A 26,900-nucleotide genomic window follows, 5' to 3' on the forward strand; every position below is an offset into this window, starting at 1 on the left:
GTGCTGCAACACGTAACGTTTCATCCGCCGCAATGTACGCCGCATGCGGCACTACATACCGACGATCCACTGGTTGTGCTGCGCTTCGCCGCCGATGCCCTACTCGCCGGGATGGCGACCGCGCTGGTCACGCTCACCGATATTCGCGGCGGTTCCTCCCGTCCCCGGGGTGCGCAGATGGCGGTACGGGAAGATGGCCAGTATTGCGGGGTAGTCTCCGGCGGCTGCGTGGAAGCCGCCGCGGCCTGCGAAGCGCTGGAGGTGATCCATACCGGCTGCTATCGCGATGTGGTTTACGGGCAGGGATCGCCGTATATGGATATTGTCCTGCCCTGCGGGGGTAGCATTACCCTGCACATCCGTCCGCTGTACCAGGCGCAGCCGCTACTGACGGTGCTTAACGCGCTTGGGCGGCGGCAGGCGGCGGGATTACGCTGGAATGCGGATATGCCAGGTGTGACGGCAGTTACCGGCGCGGTGAAAACCGGTCGGGACGGGCAGACATTTCAGGTCGGCTACCGCCCGCGCGCGCGTTTGATGATCGCAGGCCGTGCTATTGCTCCCGAGGTGACGGCAAAAATTGCTCAGGCCGCAGGCTATGAGGTGTTCTCCTGCGACGGCTGGCGTCCAGCCCATGCCGCCGGAGGTATTGATGACGATACGGCGGTGATCGTGCTCTACCATGATTTGCATCAGGAACTGCCGTTTCTTGACGCCGCGCTTGGCGCTTCGCCGTTTTATATCGGTGCGCTGGGCAGCGCCCGCACCCATCAACGGCGCAGTGAGAGGCTCCTTCAGCTCGGTTACGCGCCGCAGGCTATCGCCCGCATTAAAGCCCCCATCGGCTTGTTTGCCAAAGCCCGCGACGTCAGTTCACTGGCGCTTTCGGTGCTGGCCGACGTGGCCGCCGCGCGTACCGCCATGCTGGAAGGGCATTGATGCCGACCGTTATTATTCTTGCTGCGGGGCGGGGAGCGCGATTTCTGGCGGCGGGCGGAACGTGCCATAAGCTCGACGCCTCGCTGGCAGGCCACTCTGTACTGCACCATGTGCTGGCGGCGGCAGAAGCCTCCGGCCTGCCCTGGCATCTGGTACGTCCCGCAGGCGGGACGGCCGGGATGGGTGCGTCAATCGCCGCCGGCGTCAACGCCACCCTTGACGCCGACGGCTGGCTTATTTTACCAGGCGATCTTCCGCTGATCCGCCCTCTTACCCTGCAACGCGTCGCCAGTGCCCTCGCCTCTCATTGCGTCGTGGTCCCCCGGTTTCGTCAGCGTGCTGGTCACCCGGTCGGCTTTGCGCGAAACCATCTGACTGCGCTTACCGCACTGAGCGCCGACACTGGCGCAGCGTCCATTGTTCGTGCCGCCAGAGTCAGTGGCGGCGTGCGGGATCTGGCGCTCAACGACGCGGGGATTATTTACGACATTGATACCCCAGGCGATCTCGTCAGGGCAAGGCGGATCGTCCGCCGGCGCGCCCTGCGCGATAACACACCTTAAGGAGAAAGGCATGACAGAAGCATCCTCATTCACCGATAACGATCTTCATCTGCTGGACCGCTACTGGCGCGCCGCGAACTATCTTTCGGTGGGGCAAATTTATCTGATGGATAACCCGCTCTTGCGTGAGCCGCTTAAACCGGAGCATATCAAACCGCGCCTGCTCGGCCACTGGGGCACCACGCCGGGCCTCAATTTTATTTATGCTCATCTCAATCACGCCATACGCCAGCGCAATCTGGATATCCTTTATATTTGTGGTCCGGGCCACGGTGGGCCGGGCATGGTGGCGAATACCTGGCTTGAGGGCAGTTACAGCGAGATTTATCCCGATATCAGCCAGGATGCTGACGGTATGAAAAAACTGTTTAAACAGTTTTCCTTTCCCGGCGGTATTCCGAGCCACGCTGCCGCCGAAACGCCCGGTTCGATTAACGAAGGCGGCGAGCTGGGCTATTCGCTCTCGCACGCGTTTGGCGCGGTGTTTGACAATCCATCGCTTATTGCCGCCTGCGTCATTGGCGACGGTGAAGCGGAAACCGGACCGCTGGCCTCAAGCTGGCAGGGCATCAAGTTTCTAAATGCCGCCCGCGACGGTATGGTATTGCCAATCCTGCATCTCAATGGCTATAAGATTGCCAATCCGACCATTCTGGGACGCGAAAGCGACGATAATCTGCGTCAGTATTTCAGCGGTCTGGGTTACGAACCGCTGCTGGTCAGCGGTCATGAGCCGGAGAAAATGCACCGGGCAATGGCCGGGACGCTGGCTGTGGCGCTGGACAGCATTCAGCGCTATCAGCAGCAGGCGCGCAGCGGCACGGCTCCCGCTGAACTTCCCCGCTGGCCAATGATTATTCTGCGCAGCCCGAAAGGCTGGACCGGACCGCAGACCGTGGACGGCAAAAAAGTCGAAGATTTCTGGCGCGCGCATCAGGTGCCGGTATCAGCCTGCCGGGAAAATGATGCGCACCGGGACATCCTCGAGGGCTGGATGCGCAGCTATCACCCGGAGGATCTGTTTGATGAACATGGACAGCTTAAGCGTGAACTACAAGCCCTGGCCCCGAAGGGCGACAAGCGAATGGGTTCAACACCATGGGCCAACGGTGGACGGCTCAGGCGCGAGCTGGTGACCCCGTCGCTGACGGCGTACGCGATTAATGTTCAGTCACCCGGCGAAACCCAGGCAGAATCAACCGATGCCCTTGGCAGCTACCTCGCCGGAATTTTCCAGCACAATGCCGATAATTTCCGCCTGTTCGGCCCGGATGAAACGGCCTCTAACCGGCTGGGCAAAGTCTTCAACGTCACCAGCCGTACCTGGCAGGAGCCGGTTAAATCGTATGACGAGCAACTGGCAAAAGATGGGCGGGTAATGGAAATTCTCAGCGAGCATCAGTGTCAGGGCTGGCTGGAAGGCTATTTACTTACCGGGCGGCATGGCCTGTTTAACTGCTATGAAGCCTTTATTCATATTGTCGACTCAATGTTTAACCAGCATGCCAAATGGCTCAAAGTTTCCCGAGCCCTGGCATGGCGCAAGCCGGTTTCTTCGCTCAATTACCTGCTGTCCTCACATGTCTGGCGGCAGGATCACAATGGCTATAGTCATCAGGACCCGGGGTTTATCGATCATGTCGCCAATAAGAAAGCCGATATTGTGCGCATTTACCTGCCGCCGGATGCCAACACTCTGCTGTGCGTGGCCGATCACTGTCTGAAAACCTGGGACCGCATCAATGTGATGATCGCAGGCAAGCAACCCGCGCCACAGTGGCTGACGCTTGCGGAGGCGGAAAAACACTGCGCGGCAGGAATGGGCATCTGGCGCTGGGCCGGGAACGAGCAAGAGGGCCATGCCCCGGATGTGGTGATGGCCTGCGCTGGCGACGTGCCGACCATGGAAACGCTGGCAGCGGTCGATCTGCTGCGTGAGTATCTTCCGGATCTGCGCGTACGGGTGGTCAATGTCGTTGACCTGCTGGCATTGCAAACCCAGGATCAGCATCCTCACGGTCTGAGCGACGAGGATTTTGACGCCCTTTTCACCGCCGATACACCGGTCGTCTTTGCCTTTCACGGCTATCCGAGCCTGATCCACCGCTTAACCTATCAGCGTAATAACCACCGGAACTTCCACGTTCGCGGATTTATGGAAGAAGGCACCACTACCACGCCATTTGATATGACGGTGATGAACGAGCTGGACCGCTTTCACCTTGCGCAGGAAGCAATTTTGCGCGTGCCCGCGCTCCAGGGGAAAGCCGACGATATTCTCGACGCGCTGGCGGAAAAAATTGCCGAACATCATCGTTATGTGCGGGAACATGGTGAAGATTTGCCGGAAGTCCAGGGATGGAAATGGCCGTCGCAGCAAGGGGGAGAGAATATTCCCGAGTAGCGCAATGCAGGCCGTCGCGTAACGGATGCCGCTTCGTTTATCCGGCCTGCAAAAACGAGCTAACGTTTCAACGAGTGCAGGCCGGATAAGGCGTAACCGCCATCCGGCATTATTACAGTGCGCGGCTTATCCAGCGATCCGCTGGGTTTAATGGCTCAAAATCTGCTCTAAAAACTGCCGGGTGCGCGGATGCTCCGGCTGGCTGAAGAACCGGGCTGGCGGCGCGGATTCTACAATCCGGCCATCGGCCATCAGGATCACGTTATCCGCCACGGTGCGGGCAAATCCCATTTCGTGGGTGACGACAATCATTGTCATTCCGCCCTCGGCCAGATCCAGCATCACATCCAGCACTTCTTTAATCATCTCCGGGTCGAGCGCTGACGTTGGCTCATCAAAGAGCATAATTTCAGGCTGCATACACAGCGCACGGGCAATCGCTACCCGCTGCTGCTGACCACCCGAAAGCTGGAGCGGAAATTTATGCGCCTGATTGCCGATATGCACTTTCTCCAGATAATGCATGGCCAGCTCCGTCGCCTGCTTTTGGCTCATCTTGCGCACCAACCGGGGGCCGATAGTCAGGTTATCCAGTACACTCAGGTGCGGGAACAGGTTGAACTGCTGGAACAACATCCCGATGCTTAACCGGATGCGGTTGATATTACGCACGTTGTCGTTCATTTCGATGCCGTTGACCCAAATTTGCCCCTGCTGATGCTCCTCCAGCCGGTTGATACAGCGGATCAGCGTCGATTTCCCCGACCCGGACGGGCCGCAAATCACCACTCGCTCCCCCTTCTGCACATTCAGCGAGACGTTGTCCAGCACCTGAAATTTTCCGTACCATTTGCTGACGGCGTTCATTTCGATGATCGGTTTTGGTAATGCGGCGGACATCAGGCGACTCCTTCTGAGTGGTGGCTGGCATCAATGCGTTTTTCTACCCAGATGGCGTAGCGGGAAAGCACAAAGCCGAACAAAATATAAATTGCCGAGATAAAAACGTAGGTTTCGATGTAATAGCGCCGCCACTGCGGGTCCTGCATCACCGCGCTGGTGGCGGTAAGCACATCGAACAGGCCGATGATGATCACAAATGAGGTATTTTTCATGGCGGCGATAATATGGTTAGTGACCGCCGGCAGGCAGATGCGCAGCGCCTGTGGCAGGATAATTTTGGTTGTCGTGTGCCAGTAACCGAGATTGAGCACCGTCGCCGCTTCATACTGACCGCGCGGCACGGACTGTAAGCCGCCGCGGATGACCTCAGCCTGGTAGCAGGCAAAAAACAGCGCGATGCCAATAATAATACGCAGCAGTTTATTCACCTCCATGTCCGCAGGCAGAAACAGCGGAAACACGTTTACTGCGACAAACAAAATGGTAATCAGCGGCACCCCGCGCAGCCCCTCAATAAAGGTAACCGACAGCCCACGCAAAAACGGCAGCGGTGAGCGACGTCCCAGCGCCAGCGCCACCGATACCGGCATGCCAATAATCACCGTGCCAGAAAACAGCAGCAACGTCAGCGGCAGCCCGCCCCATTCGGCAGATTGTACCGGCGGCAGGCCAAACACGCCGCCGCTCATCAGGCAGGACATCGCCGCCAGCGCCACCACCCACAGCGGCCACAACACGCGGGAATGCCAGCACGCGGGCGACAAGGAAAGCCCGGTGCATACAAACCAGATCAGCATACACAGCGCCGGACGCCACTGCTGATCGTAAGGATAGAGGCCGAACAGGATGGGCCGGTACTTTTCACCAATCACCGCCCAGCAGGCACCCGCGGCGGCACGACACTGTGCCGCCCCACCGCTGAATACCGCGTCCGTTATGCCCCAGCGCACTAATGCCGCACCGACAATCGCCAGGATCGTCAGCAGGACCAGCGTTAAAAGCGTTTGCAGCAGGCTGCTGAACAAATTACGCCGCAGCCAGTCAATTGCAGTATGTTGCATTGCCACTCCTCAGCGCTCTTTAATGGCGACGTAGCGGTTAAAGATATTCATTAGCAGCGACGTGGTAATGCTAATAATCAGGTAGACCACCATCATGATGGCAATGGCTTCCAGCGCCTGCCCGGTCTGATTCATCAGGGTGTTGCTGATATTTGCCAGTTCGGGATAGCCCACCACCACGGCAATGGAGCTGTTCTTCGCCAGGCTAACATATTGGCTGGCCAGCGGCGGGACGATCACCCGCATCGCCTGCGGTATAATGACGTGGCGGATCACATGCCAGGGTGAGAATGACAGCGAGCGCGCCGCTTCAAGCTGCCCTTTTGGCACCGACTGAACCCCGGCGCGGACAATTTCCGCGATAAACGCTGAGGAATAGAGCGCAATCCCCAGTAGCAGCGCGGTAAATTCCGGGCTGATGGTGAAACCGCCGCGAAAGTTAAAGCCGCGCAGCGTCGGGCGATCGATACCGTGCGGTGCGCCGCACAGCCACCAGACCACCAGCGGTAAGCCGACGATAAGCGCCACCCGCAGGCGGGCGACCGGCCACAGCCGTCCGCCGCGTTCACGCTGCCGTCGCGCCAGCATTGACAGTGCAACGCTGAGGACAATACCCGCCAGCAGCGCCCACAACGTCCACTGCCAGCCAGGATGCGCTTCTGGCACCGCAAACGTCAGGCCGCGATTGGTCAGAAAGCCCAGCCCCGCCAGTTCAATGGCTCCCCGCGGTGATGGCAGATTGCGGATGGTCACCGACCAGAAAATTACCTGTAAGATCACCGGCACATTGCGCAGCAATTCCACATAACCTTCGGCCAGTTTTACCAATAGCCAGTTTTTTGACACGCGCCCAAGACCGACAATAAATCCCAGCACCGTCGCCAGAATTATGCCGCATGCCGTTACATATAGAGTGTTAAGTAAACCGACCAGCACGGCGCGGGCATAGGTATCGCGCGGTGTATAGTCGATCAGCGTTTCACCAATCGCAAACTGTGCGCTTTGCTGTAAAAAACCAAAGCCGGTCGTAATGCGCTGCGTTTGCAGGTTTTCGACCACGTTGTGATACAGCCAGCCGCAAAAGCCGACCAGCACCAGGGCCAGCAGGATTTGATAGCACCAGCCGCGGGTGGTTTTACTGCCTAAAAGGGTAATGGGCTTGAATGCGCCAGCCTGCGTCGGCGCATTCAGGGTTTCCGTACTGGCGGTATGTTGTGAGTGTTTCATCATGTCAGGATCGGAGGCACAAACGTGGGTTAGCGAATCGGTAAGCCATACAGCAGGCCACCGTCGTTCCATAACTTATTGAGGTCACGGTCGAGCGGCTCCGTGCTTTGTGGACCAAAGTGGCGGTTGTAAATATCGCCGTAGTTACCCACCTGTTTAACCACGTTGTAAGCCCATTTATTATCCAGCCCCAGCTTCTGGCCGAAACCGCCGCTGACGCCCAGCAGTCCCTGCACATCCGGATCGGTCGATTTCAGTTGCTCATCGACATTCGCCTGGCTGGTTTTTAACTCTTCTGCGTTGAAGGTGGCATAAACCACCCATTTGACGATATCAAACCACTGGTCGTCGCCTTTACGCACCGCCATCGCCAGCGGCTCTTTTGAATAAATGCCCGGCAGGATCACATGGTCATCCGGGTTTTCCGCGTCGAAGTTTTTCACGCCGGGGAGCGCTACTTTGTCACGCGCGAGGACGTCACAGCGCCCGGCGAGGTAGGCCGCCACGTACTCTTTGTTATTCTCAATAACCACCGGGGTGTAGTGCAGATGGCGGGAAGTGAAAATTTGCGCCACGTTCTGCTCGGTACTGCTGCCAGGCGTGATGCAGACAGTGGCCCCGTCCAAATCCTCGATTTTCTTCACCCCGCTATTGGCGCGGACCATAAAACCGGTACCGGTATAAAAGTTTGGCGGGGCAAAATTCAGCCCGAGCGACACGTCACGGGTCAGCGAGGCAGTAATATTGCGCGACAGAACATCCACTTCACCTGACTGAATGGCCGGGAAGCGCTGCGCGGTAGACAGTGGCGTAAAGCGGACTTTTTTGGCATCGCCAAATACCGCCGCCGCCAGCGCACGACAGAAATCAACGTCCAGCCCGACCCACTGCCCTTTACTGTCAATGGCGGAGAAGCCGTGGCGCGCCGGATGAACGCCGCATACCAGTTCACCACGGGCTTTAATTTTCTTCAGCGTCTCACCGTTAGTGGCAGGCGCGTCTGCGCTGTGCGCCGAAAAGGCAAGGTTACCGGTGGCGATCAATAAGACCGCCGCTAACGTTTTTATTTTATTGCGCATAATCGCCTTTTTTCCTGGTTAATTTTGTATTTACAACGCTTTTGCTATCAACGTATCTGCTTATGTTGTGCGTTACGCCCTGCCTGTGGCAAAGAAGGATTCTGGCGCAGCTCATGCAAAAATCATCTAACGCAACCACCCCTGAACGCCTTGCCAGAGCAGTTGCAGACTCAGCAACAGCATGGTGAGACGAAATACCACCCGGAACAGCTTTTCCGGCAGGTTGTCGAGCAGGCGCGAGCCGAGCCAGGTGCCCAGCGCGCCGCTGACGATCATCGCTATCAGCACCGGTAGCCACGCAGCCCAGGCAAATCCCATCAGGCCAAAAGCAAGAATTTTTAGCCCGTGCTGGAGGACCATGCAGGTGGCATGCGTGGCTATCAGCGGCTGTCTTTTCAGCCCCTGGGCGCTGATGAGTCCTGCGACCATCGGCCCGGTCGCGCCAACAATCATTGTCCCGATGCTGCTTAGCCCGCCGCCAATCACAAAAAACAATTTATTTGTCGGCCTGGCCGCGCTGCGTTTGTGAAATACCGTCCACAAGATAAACAGCGCCAGCGCGATGCGCGCGATGCTGTCCGGGATCGCCGCGGCCAGCGGCGCACCGAGCGCGATGCCCACCGTACTGCCGAGTAAAAACCACAGCACCAGCGGCCAGACCACGTAGACGCGCTGGATAAGCGTACGGCTCAGGTTCGATCCCAGTTGAACCATCCCGTGCACCGGCATCAGGCTGGCAACCGGCATTCCCAGTCCCATCACCGCCAGCAGCGCCGTGCCTCCGCCCAGCCCCATCGCCGCGGTCAGCGCCGAGGTCAAAAAACTACAAAACACCATGACGGCGGCAAACAGCGGCGAGATCTCAGCGGGAATAAGCGATAAGGTCATGACGGCTCTCAGCGATAATCATCGTGCAGCAGACGGGCATACAACGCCTGCGCATCATCCGGGGTCATCACGCGGGTAGCGCAATCCATAAATTTTTGCGCCAGTAACCCTTCCGGTAACGGATTCGCCGGGCTGGAGCCGCGCGCGCCGCTGATCTGCTGGTGAAATTGACGCCCGTCGGTAGTGGTCAGCGTCACAGTCGCGCTGTGGGTCGTCGGCTGGTCGTGGCAGCTCAGCGTCACCTTGTGCATCAGCGCCTGGGTGGCCGGATCGGCAAAGCGCGCGGTATCAATAAAATCGTCCAGCGTCAGGGTCCCGACAACAAAGACGCGTGCCACGCAGTAATGCAGGCTGAATTTTCCGGCCAGCGGATTTTCCGGCTGCGGAATATTGATATGCGGGAAGCGGATCGGATGTACCTGAACGTCGATGCGTTCGATCTGCTGCGGTGTCAGACCCGTCTGCTCGCGCAGCGCCAGCACGCCGTCAAGCGGTGAAAGAATGGCGTAGCAGCAGGAAAAATACTTAAAGTTATTGCTCTTTTCGCGATCAAGAATATACGGCGTGCCGTCCCAGCGTTCGGTCAGCGCTGAAGGATCGACATTCTCGCTACCGTTAAAGACATTGAAATAACCGTGATGATGCTCGAACGCGGTTTGTCCGGCACTAAAACCTTCCTGCGCCAGTAATGTCGCCATCACTGCGCTGCGCGCCGCCTGACCAACCACCAGCGCTTTGGTCTGGCTGCCGAAATTGGATTTAATCCCCGACGACAGCGAGGCGCAAATAGACAGCGCCGTGGCAGTTTGTTCTTCTGTTAATTCCAGCAGTACGGCGCAGGCGGCCACACCGGCAAAAATCCCTACCGTGGTGGTCGGATGCCAGCCGTGGCGGTACTGGAACGGGCTGACAGCTTTTCCCATCCGCACCGCCGTTTCATAGCCGCACAGATAAGCGCGAAGGATCGCCTCGCCGTTAAGGCCATGCTCATCCGCCAGCGCCAGTACGGCGGGTAAGACGGCAACCGAAATGTGGCCGTGCAGCCAGGAATTGGAGTCGTCGAAATCAAGTAAATGCGCCGATGTGCCGTTAAGCAACGCGGCATCCAGCGCATTCAGGCGCAAATCGGTACCCAGTACCCGGCTTTTTCCGGCTGCCGCCGAAGGAGCCACCACGCGACGCAGTTTTTGCGCCCCGTCCTGGACGCCACCGGCCAGCGTTACGCCGAGGGTGTCAATAATGGCGGTTCGCGCCTGCTCGTGCGCCTGCGAAGAAAAGGTCTGGCGCGAGAAGTGCAGCAGGTTGGCGGCGAATTGTCGGGCGATAGTCATCAATGGTTATCCTTACATGCAGTGTTATCGCCTGCCAGCAGCGCGGTGAGGGTTGCCAGTGAGCCAGGACGTTCAAAATGGGCGGCCGCCTGATACAGCGCCTCGCTTTTTTCAGCGCCGAGCGCCGGGATCGCCAGCGCGTCAAATTTGGCGCGCAGCTCCTGGTCTGTCAGCGGATTTTGTGCGTGACCGCGATAGACCTCCGTCCGGGCGTGCAGTACCTCGCCATCCTCCAGCCAGACGTCTATAAAGGCAGAACTGGCCGACTGCCCTTCGACGGCCTCGACATGCAGCAGCGGCAGCAGTGCGCGCGGCGCAGGGTCGGCAACCGTCTGCGGCGTGAAATCGGTATCGGTCAGGGCATAACCGCAGAGCGCCAGCGTAATGCAGTGAGGAATACTAAATTTGCTCTCCAGCGGCGTTTGTGGGTTCAGTATTCCGGCATTCACCATTCCCATCGGATGCACTTTTGCTTCAATGCGCGTGATCCCGCGGCCTTTCAGGTGTGGATAAAGCTGCCGTGCGGTTTCAATAGAGGCGTGCGTTCCCCGACAACTGGCATACAGCTTGTAGCCATTGGTTAACAACTCCCAGCTTTCGGTGAAATCCAGCGGCGGAATTTCCGCGCTGCCGTCCTGAATAAAGTTTTTTACCCAGCCGTCGGCTTCATAAAAGTGATGCGCGCCGACAAAGCCTTCGGCGGCCAGTTGCGCGGCGAGAATGCCGTCCATTGCCGCCTTCCCGGCATGAAAAGGCTTGCCGTGGGTGCCGGAGGATTTTTGCAGTCCGCCCATCATGGTTGCCGCTGCGCCAAGCGCGTTTTGTATTTGCAGTTCGTCAAGACCAAGTACTGACGCTGCCACGGCCGTCGCCCCGGCGCGCCCCACGATTGAGGTCGGATGAAAACCACGGCGTTGCAGATTGCGCCCGACACCGGGCACCCAGCCGCCGCCCAGTTTCGCCATCACTTCAAACCCGGCAATAAACGCTTTTAACACCTGCTCTTCGCTGACAGGATGCGCCTGCGCCATCGCCAGTGCCGTCGACCAGCACGGCCCGCCAGGATGCCCCGCGCCTGCCGGATGGGTATCATCATAGTCCGCGGCATGCGCCATGGTGGCGTTAATCAGCGCCGCCAGTCCCGGCGTGGTGGTTTCGCCGAGGATCACACGCGCCGCGCCGCTGGCATTCCACTGACGGGCGACCTGACGCACAGCGCGCACGGCGTCGTCATTAACCGCGCCCAGCGCCACGCCCAGGTAATCAATCAGCGCGCGTTTCGCCTCATGCAATACCGCCTGCGGGACAGGCATTGTCTGCGCATGATGAATAAAATGGCTAAGCTGCGCGTTGCGAGGCCAACGCTGTGGAGTGGTCATAATAGTTTCCCTGATGCTGACAAATAAACATGACAAAACAGCAAGATGCCTTATTGGATTCATTTGTATACAATAAAATACTATCTTCAACATACCAGCGCGGACGCAAAGGTCAAAAGATGATTTTTAGCTATGCTAAGAACAAAATGAACAATAAAACCTGACAGGTTGTGGCAATATGACCTTATCCTTTCGGCCGCTATTGCCGATGAAAACAGCCTGTAAACTGGATAATTACTCACATTATTATGAACTTAAAGACCGGCGAGAATAAGGTGACACTGTCACCCTTTGAGGTACTGATTGCAGCAATTGAACGGGGAGAGATCTTACCCGGCGAACGTTTACAGGAAACGCGGCTGGCCGCGCAGTTTGGGTTGAGCAGGACGCCGATTCGTGAAGCGCTTCACCGGCTGGAAACCCTGGGTTTAGCTGAACCAGGACCGCACCGTGGACTGATCGTCGCCAGTATCAGCTATGACCGCCTGCGTCAGCTTTTTGCCGTCCGTGAAGGGCTGGAAAACATCGCCATGCAGCTGGCGGTCGCTGCCGCGTCAGACGAAGAGATCGCCCTTCTGCAACGGATGGTAGATACGGAAAAAACCCTGACCGACAGTAAAATGCTGCACGATCATAATCGCTTGTTTCATCGTCAGATTTATCGCTCCACGCACAATCCCTATCTCAATGAAATGCTTGATAACCTGCGTATTCATCTCTCGCTGCTGCGCGGCACCACCTATGCGTTGTCCGATCGCGCGGAGGAGGCGAAATGTGAGCATCAGGCCATCGTTGACGCCCTCGCCCGCCGCGATACCGATGCGGCACAGGCTGCGGCCTGCCAACATATCCGCAACGGTTATCGCGCCCGGCTGGCAATTATCAGTCAGCAGGAGAACTAAACGCCCTATACCCCTCACTCTGACGCGGGGTTAAGCCCCTTCGTCAGGTGCGGCGGTTTAAAGGCGTTCATCGCTGGTAATGGTCCGTCAAATTTAACAATCTCAACAATGGCGATCTGTCCGGTACACCCTTGCGCCAGCGATGAGGTGCCGGTGTCGGATGTAACAACATTCGGATTACCGTGAACGCAAAACGGTTTATCGGCCAGCGGTTCGAGTGGCGCGAACCACGCCCCGGTGGGCACCTGAACCACACCCGACATGATATCTTCTGTTATCCGCGCGCAGGCCAGCAATGCTCCCCGCTGATTGAAAATCTTGACGATATCGCCGTTGCGTATCGCTCTTTTCGAAGCGTCGCAGGGGTGAATCTGGCATATTTCGCGTTCGTTTTGCTTATGGCTTGCACTCCACTGACCAAAGTCGAGCTGGCTGTGCAGTCGTGTGGCGGGCTGGTTGGCGATAAGCCACAGTGGATGATGCGCATCGGGTTGTTGTCTCGCTGCCAGCCACGCCGGATGCCCGGGGCAATCCGCATAGCCGAAGCCCGCGATGGTGCGGGAAAAGAGTTCGATTTTGCCGCTGGGCGTGGGCAGTGGCGCGCCACCAGGGTCAGCGCGGAAATGGCGTAACAGGCGGTCGCCATCTTTCGTTTGCGGCAAGAGCAGCGATCCGGCCTGCCAGAAAGTATCGAAGTCAGGAGCACTCAAACCGTGCTGGCCCAGTTTATCCTGCATCTGGCGGTAAAGATGGCGTAGCCATTGCTGGCTGCTGCGCCCTTGCGTAAAGGTGTGTTCCGCGCCAAGACGTCGCGCCAGCGCGCTAAAAATCGTATAGTCATCCCGCGCCTCACCCTGCGGCTCCCGCACTTTTTGCATCGCCACCAGTAGCGGATCGGTCGGCGTGCCGCCAACGTCGTCACGCTCAAGAGTCATGGTGGCAGGCAGGACAATATCGGCATGTCGAGCCGTGGCCGTCCAGAACGGTTCGTGGACGATAAGCGTATCCAGTTGGCTAAAGGCACGCCGCAGCCTGCCAAGATCCTGATGGTGATGGAACGGGTTGCCACCCGCCCACCATGCCAGTCGGATATGCGGATAAGTCAGCCGTTGACCGTTAAAATCATAATGCTCGCCGGGGTGAAGCAGCATATCGGCAACTCTGGCGACCGGAATAAAGGTGTTAACCTGATTAACGCCCTGCGGGAACGGCGGGAAGGCGACGATATTATGGTGCTTGCCATAATGTCCTATCGCACCCAGCGCATAGGCGTAACCGCCTCCCGGCAGGCCAGGCTGGCCGAGAACCGCTGCCAGCGCCAGTCCCAGCCATACCGGCTGTTCGCCGTGTTCCGCCCGCTGTAGCGAATGCGACACCGTTATCAGGACCCGCTTTTCGGCCAGCTCGCGCGCCAGCGCGGCGATGGCCTGCGCCGGGTAGCGACAAATCCCCGCGGCCCACTGCGGCGTCTTCGCCAGTCCGTCGGCTTTCCCCAGAACATAGTCTTCAAACTGCGACCAGCCCTCGCAGTAGCGCTCCAGAAACGCCTTGTCCGCATCACCGTTGACCACAATGTCATGGATCAGCGCCAGCATCAGCGCCGCATCGCTTCCGGGCGCGATGGCATGCCATCTGGCACGGGCTTCCGGCGGCATATCGCTGCGCAGCGGGCTGAAATTGATAAATCTGGCCCCTCTTTCGGCGGCCAGGCGCATCGACTCCCGCTCGGTATGACGACTAATACCCCCGCTGGCGACCTGGGAATTTTTCAGCGCCATCCCCCCGAATGAAAGGATGATATCGGTATGGGCCACAATATCGTCCCAGCTCACGCCGCGCCGCGCCACTTCGTTTAGCTCGCCGATAATATGCGGCAGGATCACTGCTGCTGCCCCTGAGCTGTAACTGTTGACCGAGCGAACATAGCCGCCAATGGTGGTATTCAGAAAGCGATGCACCTGGCTTTGGGCATGATGAAAGCGGCCTGCGCTTGACCAGCCGTAGGAACCGCCAAACACCGCTTCCGCTCCGAAAACACGATTAACCCGTGCCAGTTCAGCCGCCGCCAGGTCCAGCGCCTGCTCCCATTCAACCTCAATGTACTCATCTGCGCCACGGCGATTATCAGGGCCCGGGCCGTGCTCAAGCCAGCCGCGTCGGACAGCGGGCTTACCAATTCGCACCGGGTGGTCGGCAGCATCAGTAAAATTACCCAACAGCGGGCTGGGGTCCGGATCATCCCCCCATGCTGTAACGCTCAGGTCATGATCCCCTTCCGACACGCGAAAGACTCCCCAATGCGAACTATGCATTTTTTCACTGCTCATGCCGCCACCCTGTGATTAATACTACGTTATTGTGCCTGTATGCTTTTATCAGAACTGATAAGTCAGCCCGATACCAAATTTATCATCGCTGTTGACGCCCAGTGGATTATCATCATCCAGCAGGTTGATTTTATAATCGGCATAGGCCAGCATATTTTTATTAATAAAATATGAGATGGCGACATCAACATACTTAATAATATCCGCCTTACCTACGCCTTCAATATCCTCGCCGCGCGACTGGAAATAGCCTGCAAACGGTTTGATACCCGAGGAAAAAAGATAAGAGGCGACAGCTTCAAAACTATTGGCTTCATTGGCATAGCCTGACGAACTAATTTTGTTCAGGTTATGGCTGTTCGAATACAGCGCAGCGAGATAGAGATCATTGTCGTCGTATTTGATGCCGGTGGCCCATATCTCGGCGCGCTCGCCCTCACCCCATTTCAACTGCTGCTGGGCCTCCGTCCTTTTCGAGGTGCTATACGTACCGAGCACCGTCAGATTATCGACCAGTTCATAACTCAGCGAGAAGCCGTAGCCATCACCATTGGTGGCGGTGGCCGAGCGATCTGAATTGCGTCCCTGATACTGGGCCGTCACGTCCAGCCCGTCAACGGCACCAAAAAGATCGCTGTTGCGCCAGGTCAATAGCCCGGTGGAACGGCCGGTCATGAAGTTATCCGCGGTACTGTAGGTAAGCTCATCGAAGATGGGCGCTTTATCGGTGATTGATGCCACGTCATACGTCACCCCCCAGTTACGGCCATAGTCGATAGATCCGAAGCGGCTAAACTTGAGACCGGCAAACGCCAGGCGCGTTTTATTGCCATCCTGCGCATCGCTACCCTCAGAGTTATTGGCCTGGAAATTATATTCCCACTGGCCGAATCCGGTCAGGCTATCGTTAATCTGACTCTGACCTTTAAATCCCAACCTGACATAAGAGGCGTCGCCATCAACGCTGTCGCTATCGCTGAAATAATGCCTGGCCCTGACGCTGCCGTATAAATCCAGCTTATTTTTATCCTTATTAAAAATTTCCGCCGCATGGCTTGCGGAGGCGCTAACAAATAATGCCATAAGAATTATTTTTTTCATTACGTTTCCCAGAGTGAAGATAATAAAATCATCAGTCCATTCACCCGAATGAACCAATGTACTAACATCGTTAATAACGTTATTTCAGGCGCTGCGCGTCAATGCCATAAACGGCGATAGCCTGCGTCTTACTGATATACCCGGCGGCAACATCGGCAAGAATATCGTTTTCTGCCCGTTGCTGCGGTTTTCCCCAGCCGCCACCACCGGGCATCTCCAGCACCAGTCGGTCATCGATGGGAATTTCCTGGATACCTTTAGGGTTGAGCGCCTGACCCGAGGCCAGATAAAGTCGCCCGGTACGCCCTGGCAGCCCACCTTCGCTGCCGCGTGCGGGATGATTAACCCGGTCAAAGCGCGCATAGAGTGCCAGCGGCACAGGAAAGCGATTACCGATCACCATTTTTTGCCCCAGCCCGCCGCGAAATTGTCCCGCGCCGCCGGAATCCTGAAGCAGGGATTTCTCCCACACCACCACGCTGGTCATGGCTTCAGTGATTTCCACCGGCACGTTTTTAACGCCCGAAGGAAACGGCGTCGCGGAAAGCCCGTCGCTCTGCGGCCTGGCTCCCGCACCGCCGCTGTGAAAGCTGGTCGTCATATAGGCTTTACCCCATGCGGAGGCAGGCGCGGCCAGCCTTACATTCCACAGGCTGCCGGTACTTTCCGCCGGGGTTTTATCGGCGAGGATCTGGCGCAGGCAGCCGAAAATAAGGTCCGGCAAAAACATGCCGACCAGCGAGCGGGCCACCACCGGGCGTGGCCAGTGGGCGTTCGCAATACAGTCTTCAGGTGCCGTTAGCGTAATGCACCCCAGCGTCGCCGCATTATTCGGCAGCGCGGGGGCGATCAGGCTCTTCACGCCAAACGCCGCGTAGGCTTCGGTGTAGCACAGCGGGCAGTTGATGCCAAAGCGCGACGGCCCGGAGGTGCCTTCCATATCAATGTGAATACCACTGTCGTTGATGGTGACTGCGGCCATCAGGTCGATGGGCTGTTCATAGCCGTCAACGCGCATACTGTTGCGCCAGGTGCCGTGCGGCAAGCGGCTGATAGCGGCCATCATCGCCCGCTGGCTAAAGTCGAGGATACGCGCGCCGACCCCGGTAAAATCATCCAGTGCGTACTCGTCCATCACTTTTTGCAGACGGCGATTGCCCACATCATTACAGGCCATCAGGGCGAAAATATCGCCTTCAACCTGTACCGGCTCCCTGACGTTAGCGCGAATAATGTGTAGCAGACTTTCGTTCACTACTCCGCCCGAAGCGAGCTTCATGATGGGAATAAATAGCCCCTCACCAAACACCTGACGCGATTCCGGCGACGGCCCATTGCCGCCGATATCCACAACGTGGGTCGTACAGGCGAAGAGCGCCACCGCGCGACCGTGACGAAACACCGGTGTCACTACCGAAATATCAGACAGATGGCCGGTCGCTTTCCACGGATCATTAGTAATCAGTACATCGCCCTGCGCCAGCGAGTCCAGCGGAAAAGCAGCCAAAAAATGTTTCACCGAGCGGGCCATCGAATTCACATGGCCCGGGGTGCCGGTCACCGCCTGGGCCAGCATGTCACCGTCGCGGGAAAAGACCCCGGCGGACACATCTCCCGCCTCACGGGTCGACGTACTAAAACCGGCACGGATAAGGCTCCGCGCCTGCTCTTCTACCGCCGCAATCAGGCGGCTCCAGATAACCTGTAACTGTATATCGGAAATAGTGGCGCTCATTTTCCCTCCCGGTTGGCATGCAAAATCAGATGCTGATCGCGGCTTACACTGACGCTGAAGCCCTGCGGCACAACAGTATTGGTTTCACTTTCCGCGATAATTGCCGGCCCCTGTAAGCGTGCGCCGGGGCGTAAATCTTCACGCCGGAAAACGCCCGCGGGCTGTGCGGTAAGCGTGGCGAGGTCGACCAGCCTCTGCTCGTGCTGCGGCTCAGGCGTGTAAACTTCCTGCACCAGCGCGGCGGGGAGCGGTTGGACCGGGGTGTGGAGGCTAAGCCTCAAACCCCAGGTCAGGCACTCCACCTGCATCCCGGGAATAATGCGGTGAAAATGACGGGCGTATTCTTCTTCAAAGCGAGCGGTAAGCCAGGCCACATCGCGCTCCTCATAGCGTATTTTTCCGCTTAACCGCACCGGAATTTCATGCCCCTGTCCCTGATAACGCATGTAAACCGTGTGTTCCTGATGCAGTGCGGCATCCTGCTGAGGACTGACCGCCAGTGTGGCTTTTGCCTGCTGATATAACTGGTCAAAAATGGCATTTACCTGCTGAGCATCAAAGCTATTCAGTGCCAGAAGGTGTGTTTTCACGACTTCGCAGGCCAGCGGCGCGAGCAGAAAACCATGGGCCGAGCCGACGCCCGCGCCTTTGGGCACAATAATTTGCGTAATGCCCATTTTTTGCGCGACACGCGCCGCATGCATCGGTGCCGCGCCGCCAAAGGCAATCAGCGTCCTCCCTTCCAGAGTTAGCCCCCGGTCAGTCGCATGAACCCGCGCGGCATTGGCCATATTCTCATCAACCACTTCAACCATCGCCATCGCGGCCTGCTGCCCCTCATCATCGCTCTCATCGCTAAGATGGGTTTGCAGCGCACGCACGGCATTGGCCTTCGACAGCGCGATCTTGCCGCCAGCAAAGCGTGATGTCTCTATTTTGCCCAGCAACAGATCGGCATCGGTGATTGCCGGTAATTCACCGCCACGCCCGTAACAGGCGGGGCCAGGCTCCGAGCCGCTGCTTTCAGGGCCGACATCGATCAGTCCCAGTGCATTACGCTTCGCCAGCGAACCGCCACCCGCGCCGATTTCGACCATATCGACTACCGGAATACGCAGCGGCATACCGCTGCCTTTCAGAAAGCGATACGCTCGTGCCACCTCAAGCTCACGACCGTATTGCGGAACGCCATTATCAATAAACACCACTTTTGCCGTGGTACCGCCCATATCAAAAGCAACGGCTTGTGCGATCCCCGCTTCACGGGCAATATGCGCGGCAAAAACAGCCCCACCCGCCGGGCCGGATTCCACCAGCAGCACCGGAAAGCGGCAGGCCTGTTCAAGCGAAGTCAGACCGCCATTTGACATCATCAGCAGGGTCTGACCTGCGATACCGCGCAGGCGTAACCCGCGATCCAGCCGTTGCAGATAGCGGGCGATGACCGGCTGGACGTAAGCATTGGCGCAGGCGGTGGAAATCCGCTCATACTCACGGATCTCCGGGCATACCTCATGCGACAGAGTAATCGCCAGCTCAGGCCGCGCCTGACGGAGAAATGCCGCCGCCTGAAGCTCGTGATCGCCGTTAACATAACTGTGCAGAAATCCAATCGCGACGGAGGTGATCTCCTGCGCATCCAGTTGCGGCAGCAGCGCCGCAAGCGACTGGTGATCCAGCGGTTTCAATACGCTACCGTCGGCAGCCAGCCGCTCAGCCACTTCGAATCGCCGCTCACGCGGAACCAGCGGCTGCGGGCGTTGCATATAAAGATCTGAAACATCAAAGCGATGTTCATGGGCGATTTCCAGCGTATCGCGAAAGCCTGCGGTAGTAATTAACGCCGTTTTGGCCCCTTTACGCTCAATCAGCGCATTGGTGGCAAGGGTTGTGCCATGCACAATGGCGCTGACCTGAGCGGCTGACGTCGCCGTTTCATGTAGCAGTTCGTCAATACCCTGCAAGACCGCCTCTTCTGGCGCACCGTGCGTCGTCAGTCGTTTGGCGGACACCAGCGTGCCGTCGGCGCGCTGCAAGACAATATCGGTAAAGGTACCGCCGATATCGACAGCTATTCGGGTTCCTCGTTGTGACATAACCGGTTTCCGTTTTATAAACTTAATGAGTTGCTGACAGCAGACTGGTACAGCGGATTAACAGTGCGCCCGTTTGGCCAATGTTTCATTTTTGCGATTCCACACTGCCAGTCGTGCCGATATCCATGGCGATAGTTTGTTCATCGCTGCGCCCCGGATAGACCAGCGGTTTACGCAGTCCCCAGACGTTGATGGGATGGTAAAGCGGCAGCAGCGCCACATCCGCGATAGCCAGTTCAATGGCAGAGGAAAAAAGCGCTTCACGTTTTGAATCGTCGAGGGTAATCAGGCCCTGCTCGATAAGCGCATCCACTTTTTTATTGCTGTAGAAAGAGCGGTTGCTGGAGCCGAACCCCTTCTCTTTGTCGATGGTGTGCAGCAGCGAACGCAGGGGTGAGGATGATTCTCCGGTGGCGCTGCCGTAGCCGACGAGAAAGAAGCTGAAGTCGCTGCCGTTAGCATCGCCGGTCACACGCTTGTAGAATACGCTGCTGGGCATGGTCTCGACCTCGGTTTTGATACCCACTCGCGATAGCATTTGCGCGACGGCCTGCGCCACGGCACTGTCACGAATAAACCGATCGTTTGGTGAATGCAGCGTAATGCGAAAGCCCTGCGGATACCCGGCAGCAGTAAGCAGCGCTTTGGCTTTTTGCGGATCTGCGCGCACGGGTTTAATAGCATTGCTATGGCCGAAAATACCCTGCGGTACTAGCTGGCTGGCAACTTCCGCGGCGTCGGTCAGAATGTGCCTGACGATCAGTTGGGTATCAATCGCCAGTTGAAATGCCTGGCGGACCCGCAAATCCAGCAGCGGATTATCTATCGGCTGACCCGCATTATCGCGAATAAACGGCGAACGCTTGCGCCCGTGATCGAAGCTGAGAAAAATCGCCCTATTGGTCACGCTGCGGGTCAGGTTAATCGCGCCATTGGATTTCAGACGGGCAATATCGGTGGGTGCCACTTTTTCAATGACATTGACATCGCCTGACAGCAGTGCTGCCACGCGCGCACCGTCTGCGCTAATGGGCCGAATGGTGATCTCTTTCCATTGTGGCTTGTCACTCCAGTAGTTCTCATTACGGGTGAGGACAATACGGTTGCCGGGAATGTAGTTAACCAACTTATACGGCCCCGTACCATTCACAGCCTTGCCGCTGTTATAATCTGCGGTGGTCGCCTTTGCGGCGCTGCGGCTAATAATCGCCACTGTTGCCAGTTCGTTAGGCACGATTGGATTGGGGGCCGCGGTTTTTATTCTGAATACGCTATCGCTGATTTTGACAACGGTTTTATCATGCAAATAGGTTCGTAACGCGAAGGGTGATCCAACAATATGGCTGGCGCGGTCAAAAGAAAAAATAACATCATCGACAGTTAATGGCTCACCGTTATGAAACTTCACGTTTGGCTGTAATTCAAATTCCCAGGTCGTATCATCAATCACTTTCCAGGATTTCGCTAATCCTGGCCGCGGGCGCTGTGTATTATCAGACTTTACCAGACGGTCAAATAAATAGGTCGTTAATGCCGCATTGGCACTGACAATATGCCAATGCGGATCGAGCGAAGATGGCTCATTGCTGAACCCCAATACCAGGCTATCCGCTGACTGGGCAGCCCAGCCCGTCACTGGCCAGCTGACCGCGAGAGGAATAAACGACGCTGCTGCCAGCGCGCCAGTACGGAAGAGAAATTGTCTTCTGTTAATACCCATGACTGTCTCCTGGTGATTAATTTTGGATAAATTATATTTATTAACTTGTTTTATGCTAAAAACCGAAAGTGCATTTTCCGTACCTGCGACAGAATAAACCATGGCGCAGTTTTATTTTAATAAACAATATCACTATGGATATATTTAATATTGAATAACTATTATTGGTCACACTCTAACAAATGATAAATAGCCATTTCACCAATGCAGGGTACCTGTTCAATATTCTGTAATGTATGCCACAAGCCAGTGATATTTTCTGATATGCCGCCCCAGCGCAGGCAATCATCAAATTTTTTACGCCGCTGTTGCGCAGTTAATGGCACTCGCGGATCGCCGGTGGCATAGCGTATCGGCGGACTGCAAAGCGTGTCACCTTGTCGAAACACAATCTCGATCTGGTCATGCAATGCGAAACCTTCTCGCTCGGGATCGGCCTTTGCACTGGCGATGCGTTCACAGCAAGCCATAAGGAGCTTCACCTGTGCACGTGCACGCCGTTCTTGCTGCAAGGAATACAGCGTGATTTCGCCATCAACAAGCGCGCTTGCCGCCGCAAACTCCAGACTAAAGCCACTCTGCGTGCGGTCTTGTGGCTCACGAAAGCGCAAAATATCGCTATGGCGCTGGCTGGTCGTCAGGCGAATACGCACAATATCCGCCGTGCGCGACGCCACCAGCGGATGAAGCTGGCAGGCGGCATCCACAATCCGGTGGGCGGCATAACATAGCGGATAATATTTGATCGCTGTAGGCTGACGCGCCAGTAACCAGTCCTGCTGCCCCAATGCCAGGGCCGTCGTTCTGTCTGCGGGATGATGCGGCGACCAGGTATTCAGCCAGCCGTTATCCTGCTCCAGAATAGCGTCATTGCCCGTAATACCCTGACGTGCCAGCAATGCGGAAAACACCCCTGCTTTGGCGGCAAAACCAAGATGCAACGCTTTAACCGGCGTGCCGAAATTCGCCATCAGTCCCGCGCTTTGCGAGGCAGCAATCGCCAGCGCATGCCGGGCCTGATCCGTATTCAGTGCAAGCGCCGACGCACAGGCTGCGGCAGCTGCCACAGGACCGATTAAACCACTGGGATGCCAACCCGCCGCATGAGCCAGTACCGGGTGGCGTCGACGTAGTTCGCCCCAGATTTCGTACCCCGTGGCCCAGGCCATCAGTAACGCACGTCCTGACAGCGGAAAGCGCTTTGCCAGCGCCAGCAATGCCGGGATCAGCGTCGCACCCGGATGCCCGCCCAGCGCAACGTTGTCATAGTCCAGTATATGCGCGGCAGTCCCCGCCTGAAGCGCGAGGGCAAGAATATCCGGCGGCGTGCCATCTGCCAGCAGGCGCTGCGTTTGTACCAGCCTGACGACGGTATCATCGTTTCGTCCGGCCAGCATCACAGCAATCGTATCGATCAGATCGCGCCTGGCATAATCCAGTGCTGCATCGCTAATCGGTCTCTGGCTGGCGCTGGCAATCATATCGCCAAATTCGCGGGTAAGCATTCTGACCATATCAGCAGTTCACCACCACCTGATGTTCCGCCGCTACCTGACGGTAGACTAACGGCGGGATCACGGTATTGACTGGCATAATGGCGTGGGCGATTTCGCTGTTATCCAGTTCTGGCGTCCTGTTGCGCCGCGCCGGATCGGCGACCGGTACTGCACCAAGTAAACGCCGGGTGTAGGAATGTTGCGCCCGGTGAAAAATATCCTCATTGCGCCCCGCTTCGACTATCACGCCGCGTTGCATCACGGCGACGCGGTGGCTGAACTGTCTGACGACCGACATATCATGAGAAATAAACAAAAAAGCCGTGCCAAATTTCTGCTGTAGCTCGCTCAGGAGCTGCATAACCTGCATTTTCACCAGCGCATCCAGGGCGGAAACCGATTCGTCAGCAATGATCACGTCGGGTTCCAGCATCAGCGCCCGCGCAATGCAGATGCGCTGGCGCTGGCCGCCTGAAAATTGATTGGGATACCGCGATGCCATCTCCGGCGTAAGTCCCACCAGGTGCAGGAGTTCTGCCACCCGGTCACGCGCCTGTCGCCGTTCACCCGGATGATGATAGACCCACGGTTCGGCAATGGCCTCACCGATGGTCATCCGCGGATTGAGGCTGGACCATGGGTCCTGGAAGATCATCTGCACACGGCGCGCCAGGTCAGTGCGTAGCGGACGTCCCGCTGCGAGGATTTCTTCACCATTCAGGCGTACGCGCCCCGCCTGGGGCGCAACCAGCCCCACCAGCGTTCGGCCCAGCGTGGATTTGCCGCTACCCGATTCCCCCACCAGGGCCAGCGTCTCGCCGCGATTGAGCTGCAAGGAAATCTGCTCCACCGCATGAATACGCTGCGTCACTCGCCCCAGCACACCCGCGCGGAGGTTAAAACGGCAGGTCAGGCCTTCAACTTCCAGCAGCGGCTCCGCCACGGCGGGCAAGGCGGGCGGATGGATAAGATGGCGGGCGGCCGCAAGCAGCCGCGCGGTGTAGTCATGACGGGGATGCGCAAACAGATCGGCGGTGGCATTCATCTCTTTCACCTCTCCTGCCTGCATCACCAGCGTGCGGTCGGCCATTTCAGCGACCACGCCCATATCATGAGTGATAAACAGAATTGCCATTCCCTCTTCACGCTGCAATTGCCTCAGCAATGCCATAATTTGCGCCTGGATGGTGACATCCAGCGCGGTGGTAGGCTCGTCGGCAATCAGCACCTTCGGACGTCCTGCCAGCGCCAGAGCAATCATCACCCGCTGGCGCATTCCTCCGGAAAGCTGATGCGGATAATCCTGCATCCGTTTTTCAGCGGCGGGTATCCGCACTTTCTTTAACAGGCCGATGGCTTCCTGTCGTGCCTCGCGGCGGCGCATCTGCTGATGCTGAATCAAATGCTCGCTTAACTGATAACCAATGGTAAAAACCGGGTTCAGGCAATCTTCCTGAAAAACGATGCCGATATCACCACCGCGCACGGCGCGCATCTGTTTTTCACTCAGCGGTAATAGCGCCTGCCCGTTCAGCGTTACGCTGCCAGTAATACGGGTATTATGTTCAGGCAACAAACGCATGATCGCCGCCGCCGTCACGCTTTTCCCCGATCCAGACTCGCCAACCAGCGCCAGCGTCTTGCCTGCCTCCAGGACAAAAGAAACCTGGCGCACAACAGACCGCCACTGGCTGTCAGACTGAATGTCTACACAGAGATTATCGACTTGCAGAACCGGCGTCATAATGCCTCTCCCCGTCGGGGCTAAATCATTTATCGTGTCCATGGATTAAGCACATCCCGCAGGCGATCCCCGGCCATATTGAGGGCGACAATGGTGATCATCAGTGCAATGCCTGGGTAGAAGCAGATCCAGTATTCACCCGACAACATATATTGATAGCCATTGGCAATAAGCAGGCCGAGACTCGGTTCGGTCACCGGTACGCCTAAGCCCAGAAAAGACAGCGTCGCTTCCAGCGCAATCGCCCGCGCCACCTGTACGGTAGAAATGACAATCAGCGGCGGCAGGCACTGCGGTAAAAGATGGCGAAAAAGAATGCGATGTAAAGGCAGACCGAGGCAGAGCACAGCCTCAATGTAACCTTTCTTACTCTCGACCAGTGCCGTGCTGCGTGTGGTCCGGGCGTAGGTCGCCCACTCGACGATCACCAGTGCGAGCACCACATTGCCAATGCCTTTACCCAGAAACGCCAATAACATGAGCGCCACCAGAATGGCCGGAAACGAGAGCTGTAAATCCACCAGCCGCATAATCAGTGCATCGGTTTTGCCGCCGCGATAAGCCGCCAGCAGGCCCAGCGACCCACCGATAATCGCCGCGCACACCACAGAAATAAAACCGACGCCCAGCGAAATACGCAACCCGTACATGATTGCCGATAGCATGTCTCGTCCCTGGTCGTCGCTGCCCAACCAAAAAATAAAACCAGCGCTACTCTGTGCTCCGGGGGCCAGTTGGCCGTCAATGATGCTGAGCTGCTGTAGGTCGTAGGGATTCTGCGGGGCCAGCAGCGGCGCGGCAAAGGCGATAACAATAATCAACGCCATCAGCAGCGCGGCAAATAGCGCGCTTTTTGACCGTGCGTAAAGCCGCAAAAAATATCGTATGCCGGGCGTGCGCGACGGCGTTGATGGAAGTACCACATTTGCCTCAGCCATGCGCGTTGGCTCCTGTGTTCATTCTGATCCGTGGATTAAGCAGCGATGACAAAATATCGACGACGAGATTAATGACTACGATAATCGTGACGATGATCATCAGGTACGCGACAATAACCGGCCGGTCGAGCATATTAATACTGTCAATAATCAATTTACCCATCCCGGGCCAGGCAAATATTGTCTCGGTCACCACGGAAAAGGAGATCACCGAACCAAACTCCATTCCCACGATAGTAATAAGCGGGATCACAATATTTTTTAAGAGGTGAACAAAGGTGATCCGCAGGCCCGATAGCCCCCGCGCTTTGGCCAGTCGCATATAATTCGCCGACATTTCTTCCCGTACACCCGCACGGGTAAGACGTAATAAAAGCGAAGTTTTAAATAAGGCCAGGTTAATGGCAGGTAATATAAGATGACGTAAGCCATCGACGGTCATAAAAGACCATTGAATGCCGAGGAATGTTTTCATCTCGCCACGCCCACCGCTGGGCAACCATCCCAGACCGACTGAAAAAAACATAATCAACAGTAATCCGGCCCAGAACGTGGGCAGTGAAAACCCCAGAATACTGCCCGCCATAATGGTTTTTGACAGCCAGCTATCAGGTTTAAGCCCCGCATAAAGTCCGAGGGGAAGCGCAATAACAATAGCCAGCACTGTCGCACTTATCGCCAGTTCCAGCGTGGCCGGAAAACGTTGCAGAATAAGCGTTAAGGCCGGCTGATTAAAGACATAACTGCGGCCTAAGTCGCCGTGCAGGAGGCCCTGTAAAAAAAGACCATACTGCTGCCAAAGCGGAAGATTAAGACCAAGCTCCGCGATCAGTTGCTGCCTGTCCCGCTCAGTGGCATCGGGGGATAATAAAATATCAACCGGGCTACCAATGACATGTAGCGCAAAAAACACCAGCGTTGCCATTAACCAAATCACCAGGCATGCCTGCAACAGGCGTTTGATTATCAGATTTAACATAGGCAGTAACGCTCCGGCTCATGAAATAGCGGCTTCAGATCGCATGATGCGATATTCAACTGAAGCCACCAGGTTGCAATGCAACAGA

20 protein-coding genes are annotated in these 26,900 nt (G+C 56.9%); 4 read left to right on the forward strand and 16 right to left on the reverse strand.

Annotation, left to right across the window (positions count from 1 at the left end; all coding sequences use genetic code 11):
- The 3 genes from CHU32_RS05125 to CHU32_RS05135 are packed head-to-tail and all read left to right on the forward strand — an operon-like array spanning position 1 to position 3,906.
- Complete coding sequence (locus CHU32_RS05125; RefSeq protein WP_245880180.1) at positions 1–939, forward strand: XdhC family protein; 939 nt, start codon at positions 1–3, stop codon at positions 937–939.
- On the forward strand, positions 939–1,502 hold the full coding sequence (locus CHU32_RS05130; RefSeq protein ID WP_103674704.1) for a nucleotidyltransferase family protein: 564 nt from the start codon (positions 939–941) through the stop codon (positions 1,500–1,502). The genes CHU32_RS05125 and CHU32_RS05130 overlap by 1 nt, the downstream gene beginning before the upstream one ends.
- 10 nt (positions 1,503–1,512) lie before the next feature.
- Positions 1,513–3,906 (forward strand): phosphoketolase family protein, encoded by a 2,394-nt coding sequence (locus CHU32_RS05135; protein WP_103674705.1) that lies wholly within the window; start codon positions 1,513–1,515, stop codon positions 3,904–3,906.
- 147 nt (positions 3,907–4,053) lie between these two features.
- Here CHU32_RS05135 and CHU32_RS05140 read toward each other — a convergent pair whose 3' ends face one another.
- The 7 genes from CHU32_RS05140 to CHU32_RS05170 all read right to left on the reverse strand — a co-directional run bounded on the left by CHU32_RS05140 (position 4,054) and on the right by CHU32_RS05170 (position 11,774).
- A complete protein-coding gene (locus CHU32_RS05140; protein WP_103674706.1) occupies positions 4,054–4,806 on the reverse strand; it encodes an amino acid ABC transporter ATP-binding protein in 753 nt (250 codons plus the stop codon).
- Complete coding sequence (locus CHU32_RS05145; protein WP_103750793.1) at positions 4,806–5,870, reverse strand: amino acid ABC transporter permease; 1,065 nt, start codon at positions 5,868–5,870, stop codon at positions 4,806–4,808. Before CHU32_RS05145 ends, CHU32_RS05140 begins: the two co-directional genes overlap by 1 nt.
- Before the next feature lie 9 nt (positions 5,871–5,879).
- Complete coding sequence (locus CHU32_RS05150; RefSeq protein ID WP_103750794.1) at positions 5,880–7,100, reverse strand: amino acid ABC transporter permease; 1,221 nt, start codon at positions 7,098–7,100, stop codon at positions 5,880–5,882.
- A 26-nt stretch (positions 7,101–7,126) separates the two neighbouring features.
- Entirely contained in the window at positions 7,127–8,176 is a 1,050-nt protein-coding gene (locus CHU32_RS05155; RefSeq protein ID WP_103674709.1) for an amino acid ABC transporter substrate-binding protein, read from the reverse strand.
- Positions 8,177–8,302: 126 nt separating this feature from the next.
- Entirely contained in the window at positions 8,303–9,064 is a 762-nt protein-coding gene (locus CHU32_RS05160; RefSeq protein WP_103674710.1) for a sulfite exporter TauE/SafE family protein, read from the reverse strand.
- 8 nt (positions 9,065–9,072) lie between these two features.
- Positions 9,073–10,395 (reverse strand): MmgE/PrpD family protein, encoded by a 1,323-nt coding sequence (locus tag CHU32_RS05165; protein ID WP_103674711.1) that lies wholly within the window; start codon positions 10,393–10,395, stop codon positions 9,073–9,075.
- The gene (locus CHU32_RS05170) at positions 10,395–11,774 is read right to left on the reverse strand and encodes an MmgE/PrpD family protein (protein ID WP_103674712.1); all 1,380 of its coding nucleotides are present in this window, start codon (positions 11,772–11,774) and stop codon (positions 10,395–10,397) included. Before CHU32_RS05170 ends, CHU32_RS05165 begins: the two co-directional genes overlap by 1 nt.
- Positions 11,775–12,049: 275 nt before the next feature.
- Between CHU32_RS05170 and CHU32_RS05175 the strand changes: the two genes are divergently transcribed.
- On the forward strand, positions 12,050–12,676 hold the full coding sequence (locus CHU32_RS05175) for a GntR family transcriptional regulator (RefSeq protein WP_245880181.1): 627 nt from the start codon (positions 12,050–12,052) through the stop codon (positions 12,674–12,676).
- Positions 12,677–12,690: 14 nt separating this feature from the next.
- On the opposite strand, the gene CHU32_RS05180 is transcribed toward CHU32_RS05175, so the two are convergent.
- From CHU32_RS05180 to CHU32_RS05220, 9 genes are all read right to left on the reverse strand, one after another.
- Positions 12,691–15,003, reverse strand: coding sequence for a molybdopterin-dependent oxidoreductase (locus CHU32_RS05180; RefSeq protein WP_103674714.1), 2,313 nt, complete (start codon positions 15,001–15,003; stop codon positions 12,691–12,693).
- A 48-nt stretch (positions 15,004–15,051) separates the two neighbouring features.
- Positions 15,052–16,104 (reverse strand): porin, encoded by a 1,053-nt coding sequence (locus CHU32_RS05185; protein ID WP_103674715.1) that lies wholly within the window; start codon positions 16,102–16,104, stop codon positions 15,052–15,054.
- A gap of 79 nt (positions 16,105–16,183) precedes the next feature.
- Positions 16,184–17,839 carry a hydantoinase B/oxoprolinase family protein gene (locus tag CHU32_RS05190; protein ID WP_103750795.1) on the reverse strand — a complete coding sequence of 552 codons (1,656 nt, stop codon included), beginning with the start codon at positions 17,837–17,839 and terminating at the stop codon, positions 16,184–16,186.
- Positions 17,836–19,935, reverse strand: coding sequence for a hydantoinase/oxoprolinase family protein (locus CHU32_RS05195; protein WP_103750796.1), 2,100 nt, complete (start codon positions 19,933–19,935; stop codon positions 17,836–17,838). The genes CHU32_RS05190 and CHU32_RS05195 overlap by 4 nt, the downstream gene beginning before the upstream one ends.
- A gap of 85 nt (positions 19,936–20,020) precedes the next feature.
- Positions 20,021–21,655, reverse strand: a complete 1,635-nt coding sequence (locus CHU32_RS05200) for an ABC transporter substrate-binding protein (protein WP_176691616.1) — start codon at positions 21,653–21,655, stop codon at positions 20,021–20,023.
- A 161-nt stretch (positions 21,656–21,816) separates the two neighbouring features.
- Positions 21,817–23,169: an MmgE/PrpD family protein gene (locus CHU32_RS05205; RefSeq protein WP_103674719.1), complete on the reverse strand. Its 1,353-nt coding sequence runs from the start codon at positions 23,167–23,169 to the stop codon at positions 21,817–21,819.
- Position 23,170: 1 nt separating this feature from the next.
- Positions 23,171–24,937 (reverse strand): ABC transporter ATP-binding protein, encoded by a 1,767-nt coding sequence (locus CHU32_RS05210; RefSeq protein WP_245880182.1) that lies wholly within the window; start codon positions 24,935–24,937, stop codon positions 23,171–23,173.
- The gene (locus tag CHU32_RS05215; RefSeq protein WP_103674721.1) at positions 24,925–25,833 is read right to left on the reverse strand and encodes an ABC transporter permease; all 909 of its coding nucleotides are present in this window, start codon (positions 25,831–25,833) and stop codon (positions 24,925–24,927) included. The genes CHU32_RS05210 and CHU32_RS05215 overlap by 13 nt, the downstream gene beginning before the upstream one ends.
- Complete coding sequence (locus tag CHU32_RS05220; RefSeq protein ID WP_103674722.1) at positions 25,826–26,812, reverse strand: ABC transporter permease; 987 nt, start codon at positions 26,810–26,812, stop codon at positions 25,826–25,828. The genes CHU32_RS05215 and CHU32_RS05220 overlap by 8 nt, the downstream gene beginning before the upstream one ends.
- Between the last annotated feature and the right edge of the window lie 88 nt (positions 26,813–26,900).

Origin of the sequence: Superficieibacter electus (genome assembly GCF_002915575.1) — a bacterium.
GTDB classification, from domain to species: Bacteria; Pseudomonadota; Gammaproteobacteria; order Enterobacterales; family Enterobacteriaceae; genus Superficieibacter; species Superficieibacter electus.